The 23,629-nt window shown below is 64.2% G+C and carries 17 protein-coding genes and 1 tRNA gene; 7 read left to right on the forward strand and 11 right to left on the reverse strand.

Annotated elements, in window-relative coordinates:
* Positions 1-281 precede the first annotated feature (281 nt).
* The 3 genes from ACWPVA_RS13155 to rirA form a co-directional block, all read right to left on the reverse strand.
* The gene (locus ACWPVA_RS13155) at positions 282-761 is read right to left on the reverse strand and encodes a gluconokinase (RefSeq protein WP_454289588.1); all 480 of its coding nucleotides are present in this window, start codon (positions 759-761) and stop codon (positions 282-284) included.
* Positions 762-962: 201 nt separating this feature from the next.
* Positions 963-2,561 (reverse strand): GMC family oxidoreductase, encoded by a 1,599-nt coding sequence (locus ACWPVA_RS13160; RefSeq protein WP_454288119.1) that lies wholly within the window; start codon positions 2,559-2,561, stop codon positions 963-965.
* A 226-nt stretch (positions 2,562-2,787) separates the two neighbouring features.
* Positions 2,788-3,279 carry an iron-responsive transcriptional regulator RirA gene (gene rirA / locus ACWPVA_RS13165; protein ID WP_454288120.1) on the reverse strand — a complete coding sequence of 164 codons (492 nt, stop codon included), beginning with the start codon at positions 3,277-3,279 and terminating at the stop codon, positions 2,788-2,790.
* Between the two features lie 244 nt (positions 3,280-3,523).
* On the opposite strand from rirA, the gene ACWPVA_RS13170 reads away from it, so the two are divergent.
* On the forward strand, positions 3,524-4,501 hold the full coding sequence (locus ACWPVA_RS13170; RefSeq protein WP_454289589.1) for a Fe(3+) ABC transporter substrate-binding protein: 978 nt from the start codon (positions 3,524-3,526) through the stop codon (positions 4,499-4,501).
* A gap of 116 nt (positions 4,502-4,617) precedes the next feature.
* Here ACWPVA_RS13170 and ACWPVA_RS13175 read toward each other — a convergent pair whose 3' ends face one another.
* A complete protein-coding gene (locus ACWPVA_RS13175) occupies positions 4,618-6,114 on the reverse strand; it encodes a CoA-acylating methylmalonate-semialdehyde dehydrogenase (protein WP_454288121.1) in 1,497 nt (498 codons plus the stop codon).
* 413 nt (positions 6,115-6,527) lie between these two features.
* Here ACWPVA_RS13175 and ACWPVA_RS13180 point away from each other — a divergent pair, with 413 nt between their 5' ends.
* Complete coding sequence (locus ACWPVA_RS13180; RefSeq protein ID WP_454288122.1) at positions 6,528-7,409, forward strand: LysR family transcriptional regulator; 882 nt, start codon at positions 6,528-6,530, stop codon at positions 7,407-7,409.
* 107 nt (positions 7,410-7,516) lie between these two features.
* A complete protein-coding gene (locus ACWPVA_RS13185) occupies positions 7,517-8,146 on the forward strand; it encodes a HupE/UreJ family protein (RefSeq protein ID WP_454288123.1) in 630 nt (209 codons plus the stop codon).
* A 31-nt stretch (positions 8,147-8,177) separates the two neighbouring features.
* Here the strand turns inward: ACWPVA_RS13185 and ACWPVA_RS13190 are convergent, their stop codons facing one another.
* The 3 genes from ACWPVA_RS13190 to ACWPVA_RS13200 form a co-directional block, all read right to left on the reverse strand.
* Entirely contained in the window at positions 8,178-9,065 is an 888-nt protein-coding gene (locus ACWPVA_RS13190) for a DMT family transporter (RefSeq protein ID WP_454288124.1), read from the reverse strand.
* A gap of 201 nt (positions 9,066-9,266) precedes the next feature.
* Positions 9,267-9,343: transfer RNA gene (locus ACWPVA_RS13195), tRNA-His, on the reverse strand.
* Positions 9,344-9,481: 138 nt separating this feature from the next.
* Positions 9,482-9,937, reverse strand: a complete 456-nt coding sequence (locus ACWPVA_RS13200; protein ID WP_454288125.1) for a phasin — start codon at positions 9,935-9,937, stop codon at positions 9,482-9,484.
* Positions 9,938-10,183: 246 nt separating this feature from the next.
* On the opposite strand from ACWPVA_RS13200, the gene ACWPVA_RS13205 reads away from it, so the two are divergent.
* Both ACWPVA_RS13205 and ACWPVA_RS13210 read left to right on the forward strand, forming a co-directional pair.
* Positions 10,184-11,302 carry a hypothetical protein gene (locus ACWPVA_RS13205; protein WP_454288126.1) on the forward strand — a complete coding sequence of 373 codons (1,119 nt, stop codon included), beginning with the start codon at positions 10,184-10,186 and terminating at the stop codon, positions 11,300-11,302.
* A gap of 4 nt (positions 11,303-11,306) precedes the next feature.
* The gene (locus ACWPVA_RS13210; protein ID WP_454288127.1) at positions 11,307-14,147 is read left to right on the forward strand and encodes an ATP-binding protein; all 2,841 of its coding nucleotides are present in this window, start codon (positions 11,307-11,309) and stop codon (positions 14,145-14,147) included.
* A gap of 512 nt (positions 14,148-14,659) precedes the next feature.
* Here ACWPVA_RS13210 and ACWPVA_RS13215 read toward each other — a convergent pair.
* Complete coding sequence (locus tag ACWPVA_RS13215) at positions 14,660-15,631, reverse strand: helix-turn-helix transcriptional regulator (protein WP_454288128.1); 972 nt, start codon at positions 15,629-15,631, stop codon at positions 14,660-14,662.
* Between the two features lie 401 nt (positions 15,632-16,032).
* Here ACWPVA_RS13215 and ACWPVA_RS13220 point away from each other — a divergent pair, with 401 nt between their 5' ends.
* Complete coding sequence (locus tag ACWPVA_RS13220) at positions 16,033-17,607, forward strand: ABC transporter permease (protein WP_454289590.1); 1,575 nt, start codon at positions 16,033-16,035, stop codon at positions 17,605-17,607.
* A 252-nt stretch (positions 17,608-17,859) separates the two neighbouring features.
* Here ACWPVA_RS13220 and ACWPVA_RS13225 read toward each other — a convergent pair whose 3' ends face one another.
* Positions 17,860-19,812 carry an acetoacetate--CoA ligase gene (locus ACWPVA_RS13225; protein ID WP_454288129.1) on the reverse strand — a complete coding sequence of 651 codons (1,953 nt, stop codon included), beginning with the start codon at positions 19,810-19,812 and terminating at the stop codon, positions 17,860-17,862.
* A gap of 156 nt (positions 19,813-19,968) precedes the next feature.
* On the opposite strand from ACWPVA_RS13225, the gene ACWPVA_RS13230 reads away from it, so the two are divergent.
* Positions 19,969-21,855, forward strand: a complete 1,887-nt coding sequence (locus ACWPVA_RS13230; RefSeq protein WP_454288130.1) for an AsmA family protein — start codon at positions 19,969-19,971, stop codon at positions 21,853-21,855.
* Between the two features lie 27 nt (positions 21,856-21,882).
* Here the strand turns inward: ACWPVA_RS13230 and ACWPVA_RS13235 are convergent, their stop codons facing one another.
* Positions 21,883-22,698, reverse strand: coding sequence for an ABC transporter permease (locus ACWPVA_RS13235; protein ID WP_454288131.1), 816 nt, complete (start codon positions 22,696-22,698; stop codon positions 21,883-21,885).
* A 10-nt stretch (positions 22,699-22,708) separates the two neighbouring features.
* Positions 22,709-23,620 carry an ABC transporter permease subunit gene (locus ACWPVA_RS13240; protein WP_454288132.1) on the reverse strand — a complete coding sequence of 304 codons (912 nt, stop codon included), beginning with the start codon at positions 23,618-23,620 and terminating at the stop codon, positions 22,709-22,711.
* Positions 23,621-23,629: the final 9 nt, after the last annotated feature.

Raw genomic sequence — 23,629 nt, forward strand, 5'->3', positions numbered from 1 at the left:
TTACAAAATCAAGATCTTAGCGCAGCTAAGCCGTAGATTTTGTTGGTGAGGGGGAAGCGAGTTCCGTGTACTGCACCACCAGCACATTGTCGACGAGGCTCATTCGCTCCTTGCGCATTGCCCCTCATCCGCCTGCCGGCACCTTCTCCCCGTTGTGACGGGGAGAAGGGACAAGCGGCACCGCCGTGGCCGTCCCCTCTCCCCGCTTGCGGGGGTCCGAAGGACGGGTCGAGACACGCGGCTCGACCCCGGTCGGGTCAGGGTGAGGGGCAGCCCGCCCCCTACCCCAGCCCCCGCATCGCATCCGCGACAATCCCCTCGACGCTCTGGTCGATATCGACCGTCACCACGCCCGGCTCGCCGGTCGGGATTTCGAGGGTGGCGAGTTGGCTGTCGAGCAGGGAGAGCGGCATGAAATGGCCGGTGCGGGCGCCCATGCGTTCGGTGAGCAGGTCGCGGGAACCGTGCAGATAGACGAAGGCCAGCGCGCCGCCGGTCGCGGCGCGCAGGCGCTCACGGTAGATATTCTTCAGCGCCGAGCATGAGACGACGATGCCCTCGCCGCGATCGAGCGATGCGGCCATTTCCGCGCCGATGATGTCGAGCCAGGGCCAGCGGTCGGCATCGGAAAGCGGCGTACCCATGGCCATCTTCTCGACATTGGCCGCCGGATGCAGCGCGTCGCCCTCGATGAAGGCGAGGCCCAGCCGTTCGGCGAGCAGCGCGCCGACCGAGGACTTGCCGCAACCGCTCACCCCCATGACGATGATTGCCGCAGGGCGGCTGGTCGAAGATTCCCGCAAGTGCGCGTGCTCCCGTTACGGCGACATGCCGCGAGCCGCGACCTTACCGGGCGGTGCCGTGATTTCAACCCGCGACAGCCGGCCATCCACGACGCGCGCCGCGAAGGTCCGAATGCAGCCCCCAGGCTTGGGCTTGGGCTTGGTCTTGGGAACCATGCCCTAGCCGGCGCGGATCCCCGCCGCGATCTTCTCCGCCATGGCGATGACAGGCGCATTGGTATTGCCACCGACCAGGGTCGGCATAACCGAGGCGTCGACGACGCGCAGGCCTTCGACACCGCGCACCTTGAGATGGGGATCGACGACCGAGGCCTCGTCGCCGCCCATGCGGCAGGTGCCGGCGGGGTGATAGATCGTCTCGGCCCGCGCCCGGATCGCCGCCTCCAGCTCGGCATCCGAGCTTCCGGTCGAGTAGAGTTCGCGGCCGCGATAGCGGGCGAGCGGGGCGGCCTCCATGATGTCGCGCATCAGCCGCGTGCCGGCGATCAGGCCGTCGAGGTCGCGGCGATCGGACAGATAGGCCGGATCGATCAGCGGCGCTGCCATCGGATCGGCGCTCTTCAGGCCGACGCGGCCGCGCGAATGGGGCCGAAGCAGGCAGACATGGCAGGAATAGCCGTAGCCCATGTGCATGCGCCGCGCGTGGTCGTCGACCATGGCGACGACGAAATGCAGCTGGATGTCCGGGCGGTCGAGCGCCGGATCGGTCTTGAGGAAGGCGCCGGACTCGGCAAAGGTCGAGCGCAGGAGCCCGGTCCCCTCGCGCTTCCATTCTCCCGCCGCCTTGGCCATGGCCCTGAGGCCGGTAAAGCCAATGCCGAGCAGGTCGGTGTCGGAGGAGCGATAGACGCTGGTATAGTCGAGATGGTCCTGCAGGTTGGCGCCGACCTCCGGGCGGTCGGCAACGACGGCAATGCCGTGGCGTCGCAGTTCGTCGGCGGGGCCGATGCCCGACAGCATGAGAAGCTGCGGCGATTGCAGCGCGCCGCTGGAGACCAGCACTTCGCGGGCGGCCAGCGCGGTATGCTCCTGCCGGCCGATGCGATAGGCGACGCCGGTGGCGCGGCCCTTGGTCGTGAGGATACGGCTCGCCCGCGCGCCGGTGACGACGGTGAGGTTCGGCCGGTCGAGATGATCGTGCAGATAGGCGGCCGCGGCCGAGCAGCGCTCGCCCTTTTTCGGCCCCTTCCAGAATTGCGTCGCCTGGTAGAGGCCGAGCCCCTCCTGGTCCTCGCTGTTGAAATCGTCATTGGCGCGAAAGCCGCGCGATACGCCCGCCTCGATGAAGGCCTTGTTGATTGGCCGGACCCAGTCGGCATTGGAGACCTGCAAGGGGCCGCCCGCACCATGCAACGCGGACGCGCCGCGCTCGTTGTCCTCGGATTTGAGGAAATGGGGCAGCATGTCGGCGAAGGACCAGCCCGTGCAGCCCTGAGCCGCCCAGTGGTCGTAGTCCGAGGCGTGGCCGCGCACGTAGAGCATGGCATTGATCAGGCTCGAGCCGCCGAGCCCGCGGCCGCGCGGCTGATAGGCGCGCCGGCCGTTGAGTTCCGGCTGCGGCTCGCTCTCGAAGCACCAGTTGGCCGAGCGCAGCCGCCCCGGCACGATGGCCGCAGCACCCGACGGCACCCGTAGCAACAGGTCGCGGCCGTTGCCGCCCGCTTCCAGCAGGCAGACCTTGACGGCCGGATCCTCGCTCAGCCGCGCAGCCAGCACCGAACCTGCCGAACCACCGCCGGCGATCACATAGTCGAACATGTCCGGCGCTCCTCCCAAAGCCACACAGCAGGCGAATGACGACACCCTCTGCCTTCGGAACGACAGCATCTGTCTTCCGTTTACGTAAACGTATTTCGCTCCTTGCTGCACCTCAAGAGGCTGGATCGCGTTTGACCGGACTTTTTCTGCAAGACCGCGCCGCGCGCGCAACGAAAAACCCCGCCGCTTGGCAAAGCGACGGGGTCCTCATCGGATGTGTCTTTAATCAGGCGGCCGGGACAGAAACCGGCGGCACCGGAATGCTGTTTTGCCGCCCGAACTCGTTAATGCCGAGCAGGAAATTGATCTGCGGCCGCGTCTTGACCAGATCGTCGATCGTGTAGCCGGAGAGAACGTCGAAGAAGGCGTTGAGCGCCTTGCGCAGGGCCGAATTGAGGCCGCAGCTGTCGATCAGCGGGCAATCGCTGTCGCCGTCATCCTCGAAACACTCCGCCATGGCGAAGCTGTCCTCGGTAACCTTTACCACGTCGAACAGAGTGATCTTGTCAGCCGGTCGTCCGAGGCGGATGCCGCCGTTGCGCCCGCGCACGGTCTCGACCAGCCCGGCTTTGGTCAACGGCTGGAGAATCTTGAACAGGAAGAGCTCGGAGACGCCATAGGCCTTGGCGATTTCCGGGATGCGGCTCAGATGCTCTTTGTTGGCTGCCGCATACATGAGCATGCGAACCGCGTAATTCGTCTGTTTTGTCAACCGCATGCGGATCTCCCTAAACTCGTCTTATCGCTCATATAGCGGATTTCGTAGTTTTGAACAATTCCAAAATACTCAAGTTCTCGCTTCCCCTGTCCACAACGGCCAGCGACCGCATTGACAGCACCGGGTAAATCATGAATATCTCGCTCAACAAATATAGTTACTCATGCAAGGAGATACCATGCTTCCGGTCAAATATCTGCGCTCCGCGCTCCTGGGCTCTGTCGTATTCGCCGCAACGGCCGGAATGGCCATGGCCGATGGAGAGGTCAACATCTATTCCTACCGCCAGCCGGAACTCATCCAGCCGGTGATCGATGCCTTCACCAAGGAGACGGGGATTGCCGCCAATGTCCTGTTCCTCGACAAGGGCCTGGTCGAGCGCATTTCCGCCGAGGGCGTCAATTCTCCGGCCGACGTGATCCTAACCGTCGACATCGGCCGCCTCGTCGAAGCCAAGGATGGCGGGGTCACTCAACCGCTCGAAAACGAGAGCATCAACCAGGACATTCCGGCGCAGTATCGCGATCCGGCCGGCGAATGGTTCGGGCTCACCACCCGCGGCCGCGTCATCTATGCCTCGAAGGAGCGCGTATCCGAAACGGCGATCACCTACGAGGAACTGGTCGAGCCCAAGTGGAAGGGCCGGATCTGCATGCGTGACGGACAGCATTCCTACAACATCGGACTGTTTGCCTCGATGGTCGCCCATCACGGCGCCGATTATACCGAGACGTGGCTGGCTGGCCTGAAGCAGAACCTGGCCCGCAAGCCCGACGGCAACGACCGTGGCCAAGCCAAGGCGATCATGTCCGGCGAATGCGACATCGCACTCGGCAATACCTATTACGTCGGCCTGATGATGACCAACGAGAAGGATCCGGAAGAAAAGGAATGGGCCGCCGCCACCAAGATTCTCTTCCCGAATGCGGCCGACCGCGGCACGCATGTCAACATTTCCGGCATGGCGCTCGCGAAGCATGCGCCGAACAAGGACAATGCGGTGAAGCTCATGGAGTTCCTGTCTTCGGGCAAGGCGCAGGAAATCTATGCCGAGCAGGTGTTCGAATATCCGGTCCTGCCGGGCGCCAAGGTCTCCGATGTCGTCGCCTCCTTCGGCGAGATCAAGCCGGACGCCCTGCCGCTCGTCGACATCGCCGCCAACCGCAAGACGGCCTCCGAACTGGTCGACAAGGTCGGCCTCAACGACGGCCCGACAAACTGATCGGCTGCTGACAAAGACACATACACGAACGGGCCCGATCAACATCGGGCCCGTTTGCTATTCCGTCTCAAGCTGCCCTCCCATGCGGCGAGAAGGCAGCTTGAATGGTGACGTGACTACTTCATCGTCGGGATGGAGAACTCGGCGCCATCCTTGATGCCCGAGGGCCAGCGCGAGGTGACCGTCTTGGTGCGAGTCCAGAACTTGATCGAGTCGGTGCCGTGCTGGTTGAGGTCGCCGAAGGACGAGGCCTTCCAGCCGCCGAAGGTGTGGTAGGCGAGCGGAACCGGGATCGGAACGTTGATGCCGACCATGCCGATGTTGATACGGCTGGTGAAGTCGCGGGCGGCATCGCCGTCGCGCGTGTAAATCGAGACGCCATTGCCGTATTCGTGCTTCATCGGCAGCGAGAGGGCTTCCTCGTAGTTCTTGGCGCGAACGACCGAGAGAACCGGCCCGAAGATTTCGGTCTTGTAGATGTCCATGTCGGGGGTGACGTCGTCGAACAGGCAGCCGCCGACGAAGTAGCCGTTTTCATAGCCCTGGAGCTTGAAGCCGCGACCGTCGACGACGAGCTTGGCGCCTTCCTCGATGCCGCGGTCGATCAGGCCGAGGATACGGGTCTGGGCTTCCTTGGTGACGACCGGGCCGAAATCGGCCTTCTCGTCATTATACGGGCCGATGCGCAGCTTCTCGACCATCGGGGCGAGCTTGGCGATCAGGCGATCGGCGGTTTCCTCGCCGACCGGAACGGCGACCGAGATCGCCATGCAGCGTTCGCCGGCCGAGCCGTAGCCCGCGCCGATGAGGGCGTTGGCAGCCTGGTCGAGATCGGCGTCCGGCATGATGATCATGTGGTTCTTGGCGCCGCCGAAGCACTGGGCGCGCTTGCCGTTCGCGGTCGCCGTCGCATAGACGTAGCGGGCGATCGGGGTCGAGCCGACGAAGGAGACGGCGCCGATGTCGGGATGGTTGAGGATCGCGTCGACCGCGCCCTTGTCACCATTGACGACGTTCAAGACGCCGGCCGGAAGACCGGCTTCGATCATCAGTTCGGCAAGGCGGATCGGCAGGGACGGGTCGCGCTCGGAGGGCTTGAGGATGAAGGCATTGCCGCAGGCGATCGCCGGGGCGAACATCCACATCGGGATCATGCCGGGGAAGTTGAACGGGGTGATGCCGGCGCCGATGCCGACCGGCTGGCGGATCGAATACATGTCGATGCCGGGGCCGGCGCCTTCGGTGAATTCGCTCTTGGACAGATGCGGGATGCCGATGACGAATTCGCAGACCTCGAGGCCGCGGATGATGTCGCCCTTGGCGTCCTCGATCGTCTTGCCGTGCTCCTTGGAGAGCATTTCGGCCAGTTCGTTCATGTTGTCGTTCAGCAGTTGGACGAATTTCATGAAGACGCGCGCGCGGCGCTGCGGATTGGTGTTGGCCCAAGCCGGCTGAGCCTCCTTGGCGTTCTGCACAGCGGCGTCGAGTTCGGCAACGCTTGCGAGCGCCACGGTCGCCTGGACCTCGCCGGTCGCCGGGTTGAAGACGTTGCTCGAGCGACCGCTCGTGCCGGCGACGTGCTTGCCGCCGATGTAATGGCCGATTTCACGCATGGATGTGCCTCCTCAGGGTCTTTTGACTGGGTTCAAGTATGCGCCTTGATTTGCACAACGCAACAGGATGTTTTACGTATCCGTTGTGCGGAAATTGAAGTTCAACGGATTGGCATTCCCCTCCCCAACCCCTCCCCACAAGGGGGAGGGGCTCGGCTCGCATCAGTTGGATCGCTTGAGCAAGGCCTTCAGATTTTTGAGGGGCGGTCCTTCAGTCCGGGACAGGACCATGGATTTGAACCAATTAGTCCATTGACTACGGTCAAGAGGTGCAGGGGTGCGACGCTCGGTGCGTCACTATCCTTCACGGGCGTCAGAGGATAGTGACGCCCGCGCTCTAGGCTGGGTCAAGCCCCTCCCCCTTGTGGGGAGGGGTTGGGGAGGGGAAGTGACACAAACACAGGAGGTCCCCCATGAACTGGGATGACGTACGCATGTTCCTCGCGGTGGCGCGATCGGGACAGATCCTTTCCGCCTCGCGCCGGCTCGGCATCAACCATGCCACGCTATCGCGCCGCATCAGCGCGCTGGAGGAATCGCTGAAGACCCGTCTCCTCATCCGTCGCACCAACGGCTGCGAGCTGACGCCGGAAGGCGAAGTGTTCAGCCGCGCGGCGGAACGCATGGAAACAGAAATGCTGGCCGCCCAGTCCGACATCGGCCGGGTGGACAGCGCGGTCGCCGGCACGGTCCGGATCGGCGCGCCGGACGGTTTTGGCGTCGCCTTCCTCGCCTCGCATCTCGGCACGCTGACCAGGCGCTATCCGGCCTTGAAGATCCAGCTCGTCCCCGTGCCGCGTGCCTTCTCACTGTCGCAACGTGAAGCCGACATCGCGATTACCGTCGAGCGGCCGGAACAGGGCCGCCTCATCTCGTCCAAGCTCACCGACTATACCCTCGGCCTCTACGGCTCGAAGGCCTATCTCACGGAAGCCGGCGCGCCCGACGACATCGAGGCGCTACGCGCGCACACGCTGATCGGCCATGTCGAGGATCTCGTCTATTCCGCCTCGCTGTCCTATACCGGCGAGGTCCTGCGCGGCTGGGAATCCTCCTTCGAGATTTCGTCGGCCATCGGCCAGACGGAGGCCGTGCGCTCCGGCGCCGGCATCGGCATCCTGCACGACTATATCGCCAGACAGCATCCGGAACTGGTCCGCGTCCTGCCCGAGATCACTATCCGCCGCGCCTATTGGACCACCTATCACGAGAGCGCGCGCGAACTGGTGCGCGTGCGCACCGTGGTGCAATTCCTGCAGGAACTGATCGACGCCAACCGTCGGATTTTTGTCTGACCCCTGTTTCTCCCACGTTGCTGCAGCCGCGCGAGCGGCCTATACAACGAAGCGCGGGCGCCAGGCGCCCTCGCCTTCCACATCGCCGACAAACAGAGGAACGACGCATGGCCCGCGCGCGACGCTCAACCGGAAAGCCCGGATCGGTCGGCGCGTTTTTCGCCAGCCTTCTCCTCACCCTAGCCGCCACCGGCCTCTCGGCCGTCCCGGCTTCGGCCCATGCGCTGGGCGGCGTGATGGGCGGTTTCGGCAGCGGTTTTGGCCATCCGCTGGCCGGCTTCGACCACTTCCTCGCCATGCTGGCGGTCGGGCTCTGGGGCGCGCAGATGGGCGGGCGTTCCGTCTGGACGCTGCCCGCGACCTTCCCGCTGATCATGTGCATCGGCGGTATTTTCGGCATGCTCGGCATCGGGCCCGGCGCCACTATCGAAACCGGCATCGCGCTGTCGCTGATCGTGCTCGGCGGGGCGATCGCCGCGCGCTGGATCGCCCCGGAATGGGCGGCGCTCATGATCGTTGCGGTCTTCGCCTTCTTCCATGGCTATCCGCACGGCCAGGAAGCGCCGCGCGCCGTCGACCCGGCCGCCTACACCGTCGGCTTTGTCGTCTCGACCGGCCTCATCCACATCCTCGGCATCGGCGTCGGATTTGGTCTCGGGCGCTTCTATCAGGGTAAGATCGTGCAGGCGCTCGGCCTCGTCATCGTCGCCTGCGGAGTCTATTTCCTCGTCACCTGATCGGACGTGCGACCCAACGCCTTCCGTGGGCTCAGGCTTCGGAACGGACGACCTTGCGGCCCGGCAAAAGCCCGAGCACCAGAGCACAGCCGGCGATGATGACCGCGCCGCCGACCAGTTGGACGACGGACAGCGGCTCGCCGAGGAAGACCGCGCCGACCAGAACGGCAATCGCGGTCACGGCAAATTCCACGCTGATCGCCCGCGTCGCGCCGATCGAGGCAACCAGGCCGAAATAGAGCACATAGGTCATGGCACTCATGACCACGGCGGCGATCAGCAGATAGCCATAGTCGATCAGCCGCGGAACGTCCGGAACAGGCACGACGAAGAGCAGCGGCAGGGTCATCAGCCCGCCCATCAGGAAGGCGCCGATCGTCACCTCCCAGGCGCCGGTGCCCTTCAGCCTGTGGCTGGCATAATTGCTGCCGAAGGCGGCGCAGATGCAGGCGAACAGTGCACCGGCACAGCCGAGCACGAAGGCCGCATCGACCGGCACCGCCGGAAAGCCGACCAGGAGCACGACGCCGACGAAACCGATCAACAGGCCGGCGAGACGTTCCGGCGTGATCCGCTCCAGCCCCCAGACCTGGCCGATCACCATGGCGAACATCGGAATGGTCGCGACGAGGATGGCCGCCATGGCCGTGCCGATCAGCGGCGTGGCATAGGAAAGCCCGATCAACTGCCCGGCCACGGTCGTTGCCCCGACCACGGCGAACGGCCACCAGCCGGCACGGAATTTCAGGCCACGTCCCGTCGCGCGCGCCAGGACGAACAGCGTGATCCCGGCGATGAAGGCCCGAAAGGTCACCGCGCCGACCCAGCCAAAGGCCGAGACGATCTTCAGCAGCAGCAGAAAGGACAGGCCCCAAGCGACAGCCAGGAACACATAGGCAGCAAGATCCTTGGGCTTCATCGAATGGCCTGAAAAATCCGCGGGGCGGAGGTGGAGGGCAAAGGGTAGGACGTAAGCTGACTATCGCCGGCGGAGGATTCGGTCAAGGTGGGGGGAGGAACGCGAATAGCCTTCAGGATACGGGCCAACGAAGTCCCCGAACAGATCCCGCCGTCAAAGGCGACCATGAACTCAATAACCGGGGAGTAATGAAGAGAAAAATGGTACGGTTGGGGGGTCTCGAACCTCCGACCTCAGGTGCCACAAACCTGCGCTCTAACCAACTGAGCTACAACCGCACATCAGGCGCGAACGACGCCTTGAGGGGTCACATACGGAGAGTTGGCGGCTTTTTCAAGCCTTTTTTGCACCAAACGAAAAAAGGCCGGGACAATGCGCCCCGGCCTCAAGTCCTTGGGAGGACATGCGTCTTTTAATCAGACGGCCTTGAAGGTCGACATCGCCTTTTCGGCGGCATCCTTGCCCGGCTTGGTGACGGTTTCGGCCAGCTTCTTGGCGGCTTCCTGCATGGTCTTGGCCTGTTCGACGGTGACTTCGGCCTGCTTGCGGATGAAGGAGGTCTGCAGTTCGACGAGTTCGGCAATCGACTTCACGCCGAGCAGTGCTTCCATGTGGGAAAACGACATTTCGGCATTGGTGCGCAGCGCGTCGATGGCCTTGAGGCCGAGTTCGACGGAGCCGGCCTGTGCTGTCTGAAGCGTGGTCTCGACGGTCTTCGTCGCATCTTCGGTCGCGGTCTTCATCTTGGCATAGGCGTCCTTCGACTGGGCTGCGCCCTTTTCGGCGAAGTCGCGGAGGGTTTCGGTGACCTTTGCCGGGTCGAATGCGGTTGCGGAGAAGGCGAATGCGTCCTTGGCGGAATTGGCAGCCATTTCAATGATCCTCTTTTTGTGCGGGTCAGCGATAGGCGGGCCCGGTTGTGTCTGATGACCACCATATAGCACCGGCTGTTGTGCATTGCAATATATTTGTGCAGTGCAGCATTCATTTTTTTGCATTTCCTGATTAACCCTACTGGGCGAAACAGGCCCGTCTTGCTGGACCCGAAGGCCATCCACAGCTATTAAAAATCTGTTAATTTGCCGATGGTGACGGCAATTGCTATGACAGGTTCCACGATGCCCGCTCCATACCCGTTCATCGATGTCGCAGTTCACGACAGCATCCGCCCGCGCTTTGCCCGGGGCGAGGCGCTTGTCGTGTTTTCGCCTGCGCTCGACCGGGTGCTCTGGGCCAATGGCGCCGGCGCGCAATTCTTCGGCAATAAATCGATCTACGACTTCCTTGAGGAAGGCCCTAACCGCGGCGATGTTACCTTCCGCCAGATCGAAGGCGTCGCCCGCCAACTCGGCGCGATCGGCGACAGCCGCTCGCTTTTGTTGCGGATAGCCTCGGGCTTCAAGCGCGTTCCCGTGACCGCCCATACGGAAATGCTCGAGATCCGTGGCGGCGAGCCCGTCATTCTGCTTTCGGTCCCGCCGATCGAGAAGCCCGGCAGCCTCGCCGAGCGCGCCGCCGAAATGCTGACCGGCATTGATGATCCCGATACCCATATGGCCGTGCTCGACGGCGAGGGTTTGGCCATCGTCGCCTCGGCGAAATTCGCGGCCCTCGGCATCACCCCACAGACCGCCCGCACCCTTGTCGCGCTGGCCGGCGCCGATGGCGACCATCTCGTCAAGCGGCCGATCCCGACCGGGCGCGGCTATCTGCCGGCCGCCATCGGCAAGCTGTCCGACGATCCGGCGCTGCATCTCCTGTTTGCCGTCGAAACCATCCTCGGCGACATGGACCCGATAGAACAGTTTGACACCGGCGAGCCGGTGGTGACCATCGCCGCTGTCCCCGCCGCCGACGAAAAGCAAGCCGTTGAAACGCCCATTTCCCCCGAGGCCGCGACGGTTGTCGCTGCCGGTGTCGTTGCCGCTGAAGCCAGCTTTGCCGATGTCGTCGAGGCGATCGGCACAATCGTGGAAGTCGACGCCGACGAGATCGAGGTGCTGGACGAAGCCGGCGCAGAGGTGACGGCCGAAGCCGGTTCGGACGAGGCCGAAACCCTGAGCGAGGCAACGCTTGCCGAAGCGACGGCAGAGGTGGTCGAAACCTTCGAGGAAAGGGTCGGCTCGCTCGCAGACACGGGAGCCCAGGCAGTCGCCGGCACCGACGACCTGTTGCCTGACGACCACCAGGCGGCAGAGCCCCCCTCTCGCAACGCCGAGCTTCCCGATCACCTATGAAACCATGGCAGGCCCCGCCACAGATCCGGCTCCCTCAACCGGCGGGGAAACCGTAGCGCCCCTCTCCGACGCTTCGCCCGAGCCGGCCGCTGAAATCCGCGAGGAGCCAGAACCGGCTCAGGTCGCTGCCGCACCGGCTGCACTGTCGAGCGACACCCCAACCGTGGCCTTCGCCTTTTCGCCGGATCGCCGCACCACGCGCTTCGTCTGGAAGATCGATGCCGAGGGCCAATTCTGCGACGTCTCCGGCGAATTCGCCGAGGCCGTCGGCCCGCATGCCGCAGACATCAACGGCGTTGCCTTCGCCGACCTCGCCACCCAATTCAACCTCGATCCCGATGGCAAGATCGGCGAACTGTTGAAGAAGCGCGACACCTGGTCGGGCAAGACGATCTACTGGCCGGTCGAGGGCACGACACGGATGGTGCCGGTCGATCTCGCGGCCCTGCCGACCTATACCCGCAGCCGCGATTTCGACGGTTTCCGCGGCTTCGGCATCGTCCGATTGGCCGATACCATCGAGGATCCGAAGCGCACCGGCCTCACCTTCGCCGAGCCGGCCTCGCCGAGCGAACCGCCGGCGTCGGAGACCAGCAAGACTGTGGCGACCGACAGGCCGGCCTTCTCCCTGATCGACGAGCTGTCGAGCGGCGAGCCAGCCGAGGATCAAACAGCGGATCAAGCCGGAGAGCCGGGAAGCACTGAAGTTACCGCGACCCTTGAAGAGACAGGAGCCGCCGAGCCTGCCGCTGCTATCAAAGATTTGCCCGAGAGCGGCGACCCTGAGATCTTCGAGCCGCTCGAACAAACGCCCGAGACCGCTCGCAGCCTAGCCACGGAGCCGCCGGCGCTGCAGATCGTCGAGACGCCCGGCCGGCGCCATTCCGACAAGGTGGTGCAGCTGCAGGAGCGTCGTGTCCGCAGCAAGGAGGGCCTGACGCCCGGCGAACAGGCCGCCTTCCTCGAAATCGCCCGTAAGCTCGATCCACAGGGCCTGCGCGAAAAGGCCACCGAGGCACTGAACGAAATCCGCCGGAACGAGGCTGCGGCCTCAGCGGAGGATGCCGCCGCTGAGGAAGCCGCCGAACCTGCCATCACCGAAGAGCCGGCAGCCGAAATCGAGACCGCCGAAGTCTCGCCCGGCACGACCGAGGCGGGCAGGGTCGACATAGTCGAAACGCCCGAAGCCGCGACCCAGGCGGAGAAGGCCGGCCAAGAACCTTTTGCCCCGGACGCGGAGCCCGCGAGTGCGCCGACGCCAGCAGTCGCTGCGGCCGGAGAATTCGCCACGCTGCGCCTGAAGCGCGACAATGCGCTGTCCGCCGAGATCGTCGACCTGATGCCGGTCGCGCTTTTGATCCATGTCGGCGACCGCCTGATCCACGCCAACCCGGAGTTCCTGGCGCTGACCGGCTATGCCTCGGTCGAGGAGCTCGACACCGCCGGCGGGCTCGACGTGCTGATCCAGCGGCAGGACCTGGAGGGCGCCAGCGAAGAGGCCGGCCGGGTGGTGATCGTGCGCGCCGACGACCAGTTGGTGCCGGTCACCGCGCGCCTGCAATCGGTCCGTTTCGAGCGGGCGACCGCGCTGATGCTGGCGCTGATCCCGGCAGGCAGCACGGCGCAGGGCGCGTCCGAAGAGGCGGCAGGGATGGCCGCTTCGACCGTCATTCCGCTCGCCGTCGCCGAACCGCAGGGTGAGGCCCGCGCCGAACATCGCGCCCGCCTGCAGGTCGAGGTCGATGAATTACGTTCTATCCTCGAGACCGCGACGGATGGCGTCGTCATCCTCGACGCCAATGGCGACATCCGCTCGATGAACCGGGCGGCCAGCGCCCTTTTCAACTTCGATGAGGCCGAAACCCGCGGCAAGCCCTTCGTCATGCTGTTTGCCCATGAAAGCCAAAAGTCGATCCTCGACTATCTCGGCGGCCTGTCGGGCCACGGCGTCGCAAGCGTCCTCAACGACGGCCGCGAGGTGATCGGCCGCGAGGCCTCGGGCGGTTTCCTGCCGCTGTTCATGACGATCGGCAAGCTCACCTCGTCGAACGGCTATTGCGCGGTGATCCGCGACATCACCCAGTGGAAGCGGACCGAGGAGGAACTGCGCAACGCCAAGCGCGCCGCCGAAACGGCCAATGCCCACAAGAGCGACTTTCTCGCCCGCGTCAGCCACGAGATCCGCACGCCGCTCAATGCGATCATCGGCTTTGCCGACATGATGGCCAACGAGCATTTCGGCACGCTCGGCCATCCGCGCTACGCCGAATATGCCAATGACATCGTGCGCTCCGGCCGCCACGTGCTCGACATCGTCAACGACCTGCTCGACATTTCCAAGATCGAAGCTGGCGAGATGGATCTCGACTTCACCGCCGTCGGACTGAACGAGACGGTGCAGGCGGCTGTGTCGATCATCCAGCCGCAAGCCAATGGCCAGCGCGTCATCATCCGCACCGCGCTCTCGCAGGCCGTACCGAATGTCGTCGCCGACATGCGGTCGATCAAGCAGATCGTCCTCAATATACTCGCCAACGCCATCCGATTCACACCGTCCGGCGGCCAGATCATCGTCTCGACCGCCTATGAGGCGAACGGAAGTGTGGTGTTGAGGATCCGCGACACCGGCATAGGCATGACGCGCACGGAATTGGAACAGGCGATGAAGCCCTTCCGCCAGGTGCAGACCGGCCCCACCCACCGTGGCGACGGCACCGGTCTCGGACTGCCGCTGACCAAGGCCATGGTCGACGCCAATCGCGCCAATTTCTCCATTTCTTCATCCCCGAACGAAGGCACGCTGGTCGAGATCACTTTCCCGTCGCAGCGCGTGCTGGCGGACTAAGCCGGCGAGGCCGGTCTGCGGGGCTAGGCCGGCAACACGGGCAACACTCTCTTCCCTCGCTGGCCTGTAAGCCATCGCGCCTCAAACGGGGTGGTGGAGCGGCCGGTTGCCGCCAGGGTCGGGAGGATACCTCGGCCCCGCCGCTCCACCTTTGCCATCCTTGCGGTACCGGAGGGACTCAAGGCGCCGCCGCGCGCCTCGGCCCGCATCCAACCGCAGACGGCTTATCGGTCGCGGCCGTGCCGGCTTGTGCGCGCAGCGAAGGTGCGGAGGATGAAGACGAGAACGATTGCACTCATGTCGATGATCCTTGCGGACGCGTTGAGCCGGGCTTGTCGCGGGAGGCTCCTATTGCCTGCAGGTTGTGGAGCCGATCAACGCAGGGATCAGCCGCGCATAAGCATTTGCGGCCGCGCATAACTCTTTGTTTGCCGGAATGATGGCGCGGAGCGGCGTGTCTGCCCCTGCCAGCGGGGCACCACCAGGCCAGGATAAGGCCGCGAATACGAAGTCTACTCCCAGCCACCCTCGCGCCGGTGTCGGCCGGGCGGCACACCGAAGCGGCGGCGGTAGGCGTTGATGAAGTTGGACAGCTGGCTGTAGCCCACCATCCAGGCAAGGTGCTTGAGAGGAATGTCCTGCCTTTCTAGGACCATGACGTGCGCCATCTTCATCCTTGCCTCGAGCAGGACCTCGAAGACGGTCATGCCGTAGAGCTGGCGAAAGCCCTGATTGAGCCGGCGTGGGGAGAGCTTCGCCTGTGCCGCAAGCGCCTCGAGGCTCGGCGGAGCCCGCAGGTCCGCCACCAGTTGCTGGTGGGCGTCACGCACGCGGACGAGATCCCGGACATTGAGCGCGAAGGAGCGCGGCGGGCTGCCGGAGAGATGATCCAACTGATGCGCCAGAAGTTCCAGCGCCTTGCTCTCGCGCCAGAGCGTACCCATGCTTCCCCGATAGACCGGGTGCAGGAGGTCGCTTGCAGCGCGTGCCACGGCCCTGTCGCTCTCCAGCAGATGCGAAACAGGCAGTTGGCCATCATCCAGCACCGCGCGGGCCAGTGGCGGAAGCCCGTCCCGCGAGGCGAGGTGCTCCAGCGCTTCGGCCTCCAGGAGCAGGGTGACGGCGCGCCAGGGCTCGCCGGCTTCCAAACGATAGGCGATCTCGCGCTCGGCCAGGCTCAGCACATAGGGACGGCCGGGACCACGCCAGATCTGCCGCTCATTGCCCTTGGCCTCGATCGCCCCGGCGCCGCCCAGCATGGTGCCGAACACCAAGGTGCCGGCGGGAGAATCGCCCAATGCCCTCAAGGTCCAGGCATGGCTCGAGGTGCCCTCGACACGATAGAGAGCGATGCCCGGTCGAACAGGCACACGCTCGATGAAGCCCGCGAAGGGACCGTCGTCGAAGGTGATACGGCCATCGGGATTGAAGCCCTGCGCTTCGCTTTCCGCCGCCGTTTCGGCAACCCACGCTAGTTCTTTCATCGGATGGCCTCTGCCTGAATGCGTGTCGAAAAGATCACGCCCGGCTCATCTATTTTTTGGGAATGCCTTGCTGTCAACCGACACGGACGAGACAACGCGCCGGACGAGAATAGTCTTCAAGCGCCAACTAATGCCATCATAGGTAGTTGTCGACCCGCGCCATCAAAGCGTGGGGCGCTCCAATCCGCTGCCAATCGGCGTCCGGCCGTTCCCTTCCCGCCCGGTTTCGGCTAGACACGGGCACGGTCGCGAGTGGCGCGGCTGCGGTCGAATGAGAAACCGACGGAGACGGAGCCTTGGCAGCGGAAGCGCGCACTGCGCAGAGAAGGGATTACGGCCCCGTGCGGCGAAGATTGCCGATTTCGGCGATCGCCGCGCTCGTCGTCTCGGCCCTCGTCGCTATGCCGATCGTCGCCATATTCCTAATCGGCCTGACCGGCGGCAGCGACAACTGGCAGCATATGATCACCAATGTCGTGCCGCGCGCCACCAGCCGCACCCTGCTGCTGCTGGCGCTGACAGGTGCGCTCACGGCCTCCATCGGGATTGTCAGCGCCTGGCTGGTCGCGTCCTGTGACTTTCCTTTTCGACGCCTTCTCTCGGTGGCGCTCGTCCTGCCGCTTGCCATTCCGTCCTACCTCGCAGCCTATGCCTTCGGCGAGTTCCTCGATTTTACCGGGCCGGTGCAGACAACATATCGCAGCCTCTTCGGCTTTCAGTCTGCACGCGACTACAGCTTTCCCGACGTTCGCTCGCTCGGCGGCGCGGTCCTGGTGATGACGGCGGTGCTCTATCCTTACGTCTATCTCGCCTGCCGCTCGATGTTCCTGATGCAGGGGCGCGCTGCGGCCGATGTGGCACGCACGCTCGGCGCTGGACCGTGGCGAGTGTTCACCCGCGTGCAGATCCCCATGGCAAGACCCGCCATCATGGTCGGGCTGACGCTGGTGATGATGGAAACGCTGAACGACATCGGCGCCGTCGAATATCTCGGCGTCCAGACCCTGACCTTCTCGATCTACGACACATGGCTCAACCGCGGCAGCCTGGCGGGCGCGGCGCAGATCGCCTCCGTGCTGCTCGTCTTCGTGGTTCTGCTCCTGTGGATCGAACGCCAGGCGCGACGCAGCCAGCGGTTTGCCAGCCACAAGACGACAGCCGTCACCATTGATGCCGTGCGCCTGAAGCTCAAGGGCTGGCGCGGCTGGGCTGCGGTCCTGGCCTGCGCCCTGCCGGTCCTTGTCGGCTTCGTCGTCCCCTTCGGCGTCCTCGCCGGCTTTGCATTCCGCCGCCTTGACGACTTTGCAGAGCCGCGCCTCCTCAAGGCACTCGGCCACTCGGTGACCGTCTCCTCGGCTGCGGCACTGCTTACCGTCGTCCTCGGCTTCGTGCTGGCCTACGCCGCCCGGACTGAAAGCTCGCGGCTGACCGCGGGCGCCAGGCGGCTTGCCTCGCTCGGCTACGGCATTCCCGGCACTGTACTGGGCATCGGCGTGCTGATCCCGCTCGCCCGGCTCGACAACTTCGTCGACGGCGCCCTGCGATCCTCGTTCGGCGTCTCCAGCGGGCTCCTGCTGTCCGGCACCGGCTTTGCCATCGTCTATGCCGCAACCGTGCGCTTCCTGACCATGGCGGAGGGCACGATCGACGCCGGCTTCCAGAAGCTCTCGCCACACCTCGACATGGCCGCGCGCACGCTCGGCCGCAATGCCCTGCAGACCTTCCGTCAGGTGCTCTTGCCGAACATGCGGCCAGCGGTACTGACCGCCGCCCTGCTGGTCTTCATCGAGACTTTGAAGGAACTGTCAGCGACCATCCTGCTGCGGCCCTTCAATTTCAATACGCTGGCGACGCTCGTCTACGAGGACGCCTCGCGTTCCAGGGTACAGGATGCTTCGGTCGCGGCCATCATCATCATCCTGGCGGGTTTGATCCCGGTGATCCTGGTATCGCGCTCGCTCGACCGCCCGCGCTGATCCGAAGAGACGCAAAAAAAGGGCGGCTTGCGCCGCCCTTGATAAATCATGCTGTCCAACTGGAGATAGGGTGGATCAACCTCATGTGTCCGGAACCGAAAGGCTCAAAGCCGCACTCTCATGGTGGGCCTCCAACTTGGTCAAGGTATGCCAAATGCGGCTTAACAAGTCGTTACCCAGAGTGACGAATGTCACCCCGGGTGGCGCATTCTTGGCTGATGCCGCGCTCCTCGGCACTGGTTCCATGCAACTTCAGGATTTCAGCTCGGCGAGATCGGCGAACAGGTCGAGCGCTTCCGGATTGGCCAGCGCCTCCTTGTTCTTCACCAGTCGTCCGTGCACCACGTCACGCACCGCCAGTTCGACGATCTTGCCAGACTTGGTGCGCGGAATGTCGGCGACCTGAATCACCTTGGCTGGTAAGTGGCGCGGCGAAGCGCCCGTGCGGATGCGGGTCTTGATCGCCTTGACGAGATCCTCGTCCAGCACGCGTTCGCCGGCAAGCCGGACGAACAGTACGACGCGCACGTCGTCGTCCCAGTCCTGGCCGATGCACAGCGCCTCGAGCACCTCTTCCATCTGTTCGACCTGATTGTAGATCTCCGCCGTGCCGATGCGCACGCCGCCTGGATTGAGGGTCGCGTCGGAGCGTCCGTGGATGATGATGCCGTCATGAGCGGTCCATTCGGCAAAGTCGCCATGGCACCAAACATTGTCGAAGCGCTCGAAATACGCGGCCCGATACTTGGCTCCTCCCTCGTCGTTCCAGAACATGATCGGCATGGATGGGAAGGCCCTGGTGCAGACAAGCTCGCCCTTCTCGCCGCGCACCGGCCGGCCCTCGTCGTCCCAGACGTCGATCGCCAGGCCGAGGCCCGGACCCTGGATCTCGCCGCGCCAGACGGGTTTCAGCGGATTGCCGAGAACGAAACAGGAGACAATGTCGGTACCGCCGGATATCGAGGCGAGATGGATGTCGGACTTTATGCCCTCGTAAACGAAGGAAAAACCCTCCGGCGAAAGCGGCGAGCCGGTCGAGGTCATCATCCGCAGTGACGACAGATCATGGGTGGTCTTCGGGGTGAAGCCACCCTTGCGCACGGCGTCGATATACTTGGCCGAGGTGCCGAAGAAAGCGAACTGCTCCTCCGCCGCATAGTCGAACAGGACATTGCCGTCAGGATGGAAGGGCGAGCCGTCATAGAGGCAGAGCGTTGCGCCGGAGGCCAGCCCCGAGACCAGCCAGTTCCACATCATCCAGCCGCAGGTGGTGAAATAGAAGAACCGCTCGCCCTTCTCCAGCCCGCAGTGGAAGCGCTGCTCCTTGAGATGCTGCAACAGCGTGCCGCCGGCCGAATGCACGATGCACTTCGGCACGCCCGTGGTGCCGGAGGAAAACAGGATGTAGAGCGGATGCGAAAACGGCAGCGGCTCGAAGGCGATCTCGCCGGCCTCGTAGGGAGCGACGAATTCGGCGAGCGTCTTTGCCCCCGGCACGGCTTCTGCAATCGCAGGTGCATCTCCGGCATAGGCAATGACGACCAGCGGAACGCCGAGCTTGGCAGCGACCGCCTTGACCTTTTCCGACGTATCCTGCCGCTTGCCGTTGTACCAGTAGCCGTCCACGGCGAGGAAGAGCTTCGGCTCGATCTGGCCGAAGCGGTCGAGCACGCCCTGTTCGCCGAAATCGGGCGAGCAGGACGACCAGATGGCGCCGATCGAAGCAGTGGCCAGCATTAGCGCCACGGTCTCGGGCATGTTCGGCACCATGGCGGCGACCCGGTCGCCCTTGCCGATGCCCATGGCGCGGAAAGCCTGCTGCAGGCGCGAAACGGCATGGTGCAGGCGATCCCACGACCAGCGGTCCTCGGCCTGGTCCTCGCCGCGGAAGATCATCGCATCGTCGTCGCCGCTCATTCTCAACAGGTTCTCGGCAAAGTTCAGCCGGGCATCGGGAAAGAACCGCGCCTCCAGCATGATGTCGCCGTTTTCCAAGAGCCGCTCGCCCTTCTCGCCCTTGACGCCGCAATAGTCCCAGACGGCCGACCAGAAGGCGGCGCGGTCGTCGACCGACCACCGATGAAATGCATCGTAGTCGCTGAAATCACGGCCCGTTCGCTCGCCGCACCATTGCATGAAGCGATACATCGGCGAGCGCTTGACCTGATCGTCGCTCGGCGCCCAAAGCGGCATGTCGTTTTGCATTCATTCCTCCTCGAAAATCCCTGCCTGTATAGCAGTTTGCGACGCAATATAAAGTCCCGGACAGGGCAGCACGTTTGCATGCCGACGCCAATTCCTATATCCGGCAGGATGGATTGGACCGGGCCGGTGCCCGGCCGAAGGAACCTGGTGTTGCCCATGCCCGACAAGCGCAGTACAGGCGATGAAGCCCGGCGCCGTCCCCCGGTCGCGCGGCGGATCCTGCGCGCGTCGCTTGTGGTTCTCGCCGTCCTGGCCTTGATCTTCCTCGTCTCGCGTGCCGCCGCCCCCTATCTCGTCTCCTCGACCCTTGTGCGCTCCGCGATCGAGCGGGCCGTTGCGGGATGGACAGGCCATGACGTGACGATGTCCGGCACCCCGGAGATCGCCTTCTGGCCGCAGCCACGTGTCTCGCTCAATGGCGTCACGATCAGCAAGCCCAGCGCCGATGGGCCAAAGGTGCTCGGACGGATAGAGAGACTGTCGGCGGCCTTCGGCCTTTACTCGGCCATGCGCGGCCGCCCGGAGTTCGACGAATTCCACCTGCTGCGGCCGCAGTTCCGTGTCGACCGCGACCGCAACGGCAGGCTCGACTGGGCAAACGAAGGATTGCTGAGCGCGGCCGTTCGCCAGGTCCAGGCCCGCGACGGCGGCCAGACGCTAGCCCCGGAACTGGACGCCGCTGTCGGTGCAATCACCATCGAGGATGGCACGCTCGAACTCATCGACGAGGTCTCCGGCCGGGTCATTTCCGCGCGTGGCATAGCGGCTGACATTGCCTGGCCGAAGCTGTCCGGCGCCCTGCAGGCGACGGCGCGCATCGATCTCGGCGGGCTGCCCGTCAGGCTCAACTTCTCGTCACGGCAACCTCTTCTTCTGTTCGGCGGCAAGGATGCAACGATCAGCGCGGCGCTTGACGCGACCGCGTTCGGGGCACGCTTCAACGGGATTGCCAATCTGGCCGAAAGCCCCCTTCGGACGGGCACGCTCACATTAAGCGCCAAGGACGTGACGGCGTTCAGGGACTGGAGCGGCATTCAGCTTGCCGGCCTCGACAGCCTGAAACAGGCGCAGCTTTCCGCCGATCTTACGCTGGTCGGCGAGGAACTGCGCCTCGAAGGACTGGAATTCGATGTCAATGACACTCACGGAACCGGCATTCTGTCGCTTTCGCGTCCACCCGGCGGAAAGCCCCGGGTCAGCGGTACGCTGGCCTTCGACCGGTTGAACATCACCCGGCTGCTGTCCGCCTTCTCCCTCGACCTTCCCTCGACGGATGATGCAAGCGACCAGATGGAACGTCCGCCGCGCCTGTTGCAATGGCTGGATTTCGACCTGACGCTGTCGGCCGATCGCGCCGACCTGCCCCCCTTCGAACTGGGCGACGTGGCTGCCAGCATCCTCGCAACCGGCAAGACGGCACAGTTCAACATTGCTGACGCGGCGTTTGAGGGCGGAGACCTGACTGCAAGCTTCATCGGAACCGGCAGCGGTTTCTCCCGCGGCGGCGATCTGACGCTGGCGATCCGGGATGCCGATTTCGCCGCCGTCGCCGACCATCTTGCAATCGCCGGCCCGGTACCGCGCGGCAAGGCTTCGGTGGATCTTGCGCTGAAGACCCGCGAGCCTGTCTGGGCGACAGGCCTTGCCGACATGTCCGGCACCTTCGCCTTCACTTCTCAGGGCGGCACACTGACCGGCGTCAATGTGGCAGCGATCCGCGATCTGGCCAGGACGCGTGCCTATTTCCAACTGAGCGCCGGCGGCCAAGGATCGATGCCCTATGACCGGCTCGACTACCGTGCACGCTTCGCGAACGGAACCGCCGAAGTGCTGGAGGCCCGCCTTGCCGGTCGCGACGAAACGCTGACGGTCTCCGGCGTCGTTCCCTATGCCGATAACGCGCTCGCGCTTTCCGCCGAACTTGCCGCCAGCGACCGGACAAGGGACGAGGACCTTCCGCCCCTGCGTTTCTTCATCGGCGGCGCCTGGCCGGACCCGGTGCTCTCCCCCATCTCCCTGCCGCCGGAAAATCACCTCGAATGAGGCGAAAGTCCGTTGGGCGAGCGACCGTCAGGCCGCCTGGGCCGCCACGTGCTCGTCTCGCTGACGCTGCAGTTCGCGCCGCTTGGTGGTGATCGAAGCGACAATGACGCCGATTGTCACGAGACCGATCAGGATCGAGCAAACCGCATTGATCTCTGGCGTGACGCCAAGTCTGACCTGACTGTAGATCTTGATTGGGAGCGTGGTTGCGCCCGGACCGGTGGTAAAGGACGCAATCACCAGGTCGTCGAGCGACAGCGTGAACGCCAACATCCAGCCCGACACGACAGCCGGCATGATCAGCGGCAGGGTGATCTTGAAGAAGGTCTTGACCGGCGGTGAACCGAGATCGAGCGCCGCTTCCTCAAGGCTCGTGTCGAAGGTCAAGAGCCTCGACTGCACGACGATCGCCACGTAGCACATGGTGAAGGTAGTGTGGGCGATGGTGACGGTCATCAGGCTGCGGTCGATGCCGAGCGATACGAACAGCAAGAGGAGCGAAAGGCCGGTAATGACCTCCGGCATGACCAGCGGCGCATAGACCATGCCGGAGAACAGCAGCCGGCCGGGGAAGCGGCCATAACGCACCAAAGCCAGCGCGGCGAGCGTGCCGAGCACCGTGCCGAAAGTCGCGCTGAGCAGGCCGACACGGGCCGTCACCCAGGCGGCGCTCATCAATCCCTCGTTGGACCACAACTGGGCATACCATTTCAGCGAGAAGCCGCCCCAGACCGTGACCAGTCTGGACTCGTTGAAGGAATAAATCACCAGGATGATGATCGGGATGTAGAGGAAGGCGAAGCCGAAGGTGAGGACGGTCGCGTCGAATTTGCCCGGTTTCATCGTTTCGCCCTCACACCTTCTGTTGTTGGTTCTGGAAGATGGCGATCGGCACGACCAGCAAGAGAAGCAGCAATACGGCCACGGCGGAGGCGAGCGGCCAGTCGCGATTGCTGAAGAATTCGGTCCACAGCGTCTTGCCGATCATCAGCGTCTCGGCGCCGCCGAGCAGGTCGGGGATGACGAATTCGCCGGTGATCGGGATGAAGCAGATCATCGAGCCGGCGATCACGCCCGGGATCGACAGCGGAAAGGTGATCCGCCAGAAAGCCTTCCATGGCGGGCAGCCGAGATCGCTCGCAGCCTCGAGCAGCGTGCCGTCCAGTTTTTCCAACGCCGCATAGAGCGGCAGGACCATGAAGGGCAGGTAGGAATAGACGATGCCGATGTAGACGGCGATGTCGGTGCGGTAGATCTGCACCTGCTCGTCGGGGCCGTAGAGGCCGATGGCCTGAAGCAGTAGCGTCAACAGCCCTTCCGGCTTCAGGATGCCGATCCAGGCATAGACGCGGATCAGGAACGAGGTCCAGAACGGCAGGATCACCAGCATCAGCAGCGTGGGGCGGATCGAGATCGGGGCGCGCGCCATGGAAAGCGCAATCGGATAACCGATCAGGAGCAGCAGGAAGGTCGAGATCACCGCAATCTTCAGCGACGACAGATAGGCGTTCATGTAGAGAGAATCTTCCGTCAGGAAGACGTAGTTTTCGAAGTCCAACCCGGAAAAGAATGTGCCGATTGACGACAGCCCCTCGAACACGGGCACATAGGGCGGCATGGCGATCGCCGTATCCGACAGCGAGATCTTCACAATGATGAAGAACGGCGCCATGAAGAACAGCACCATCCAGACATAGGGTATGAGCACCACCAGCCAGCGGGCCGGTGACGATGTCGGTGTCGGGGCTAACGTGGCTTCGCTCATCGTCTCGTC

This window comes from Rhizobium arsenicireducens, from assembly GCF_964021225.1.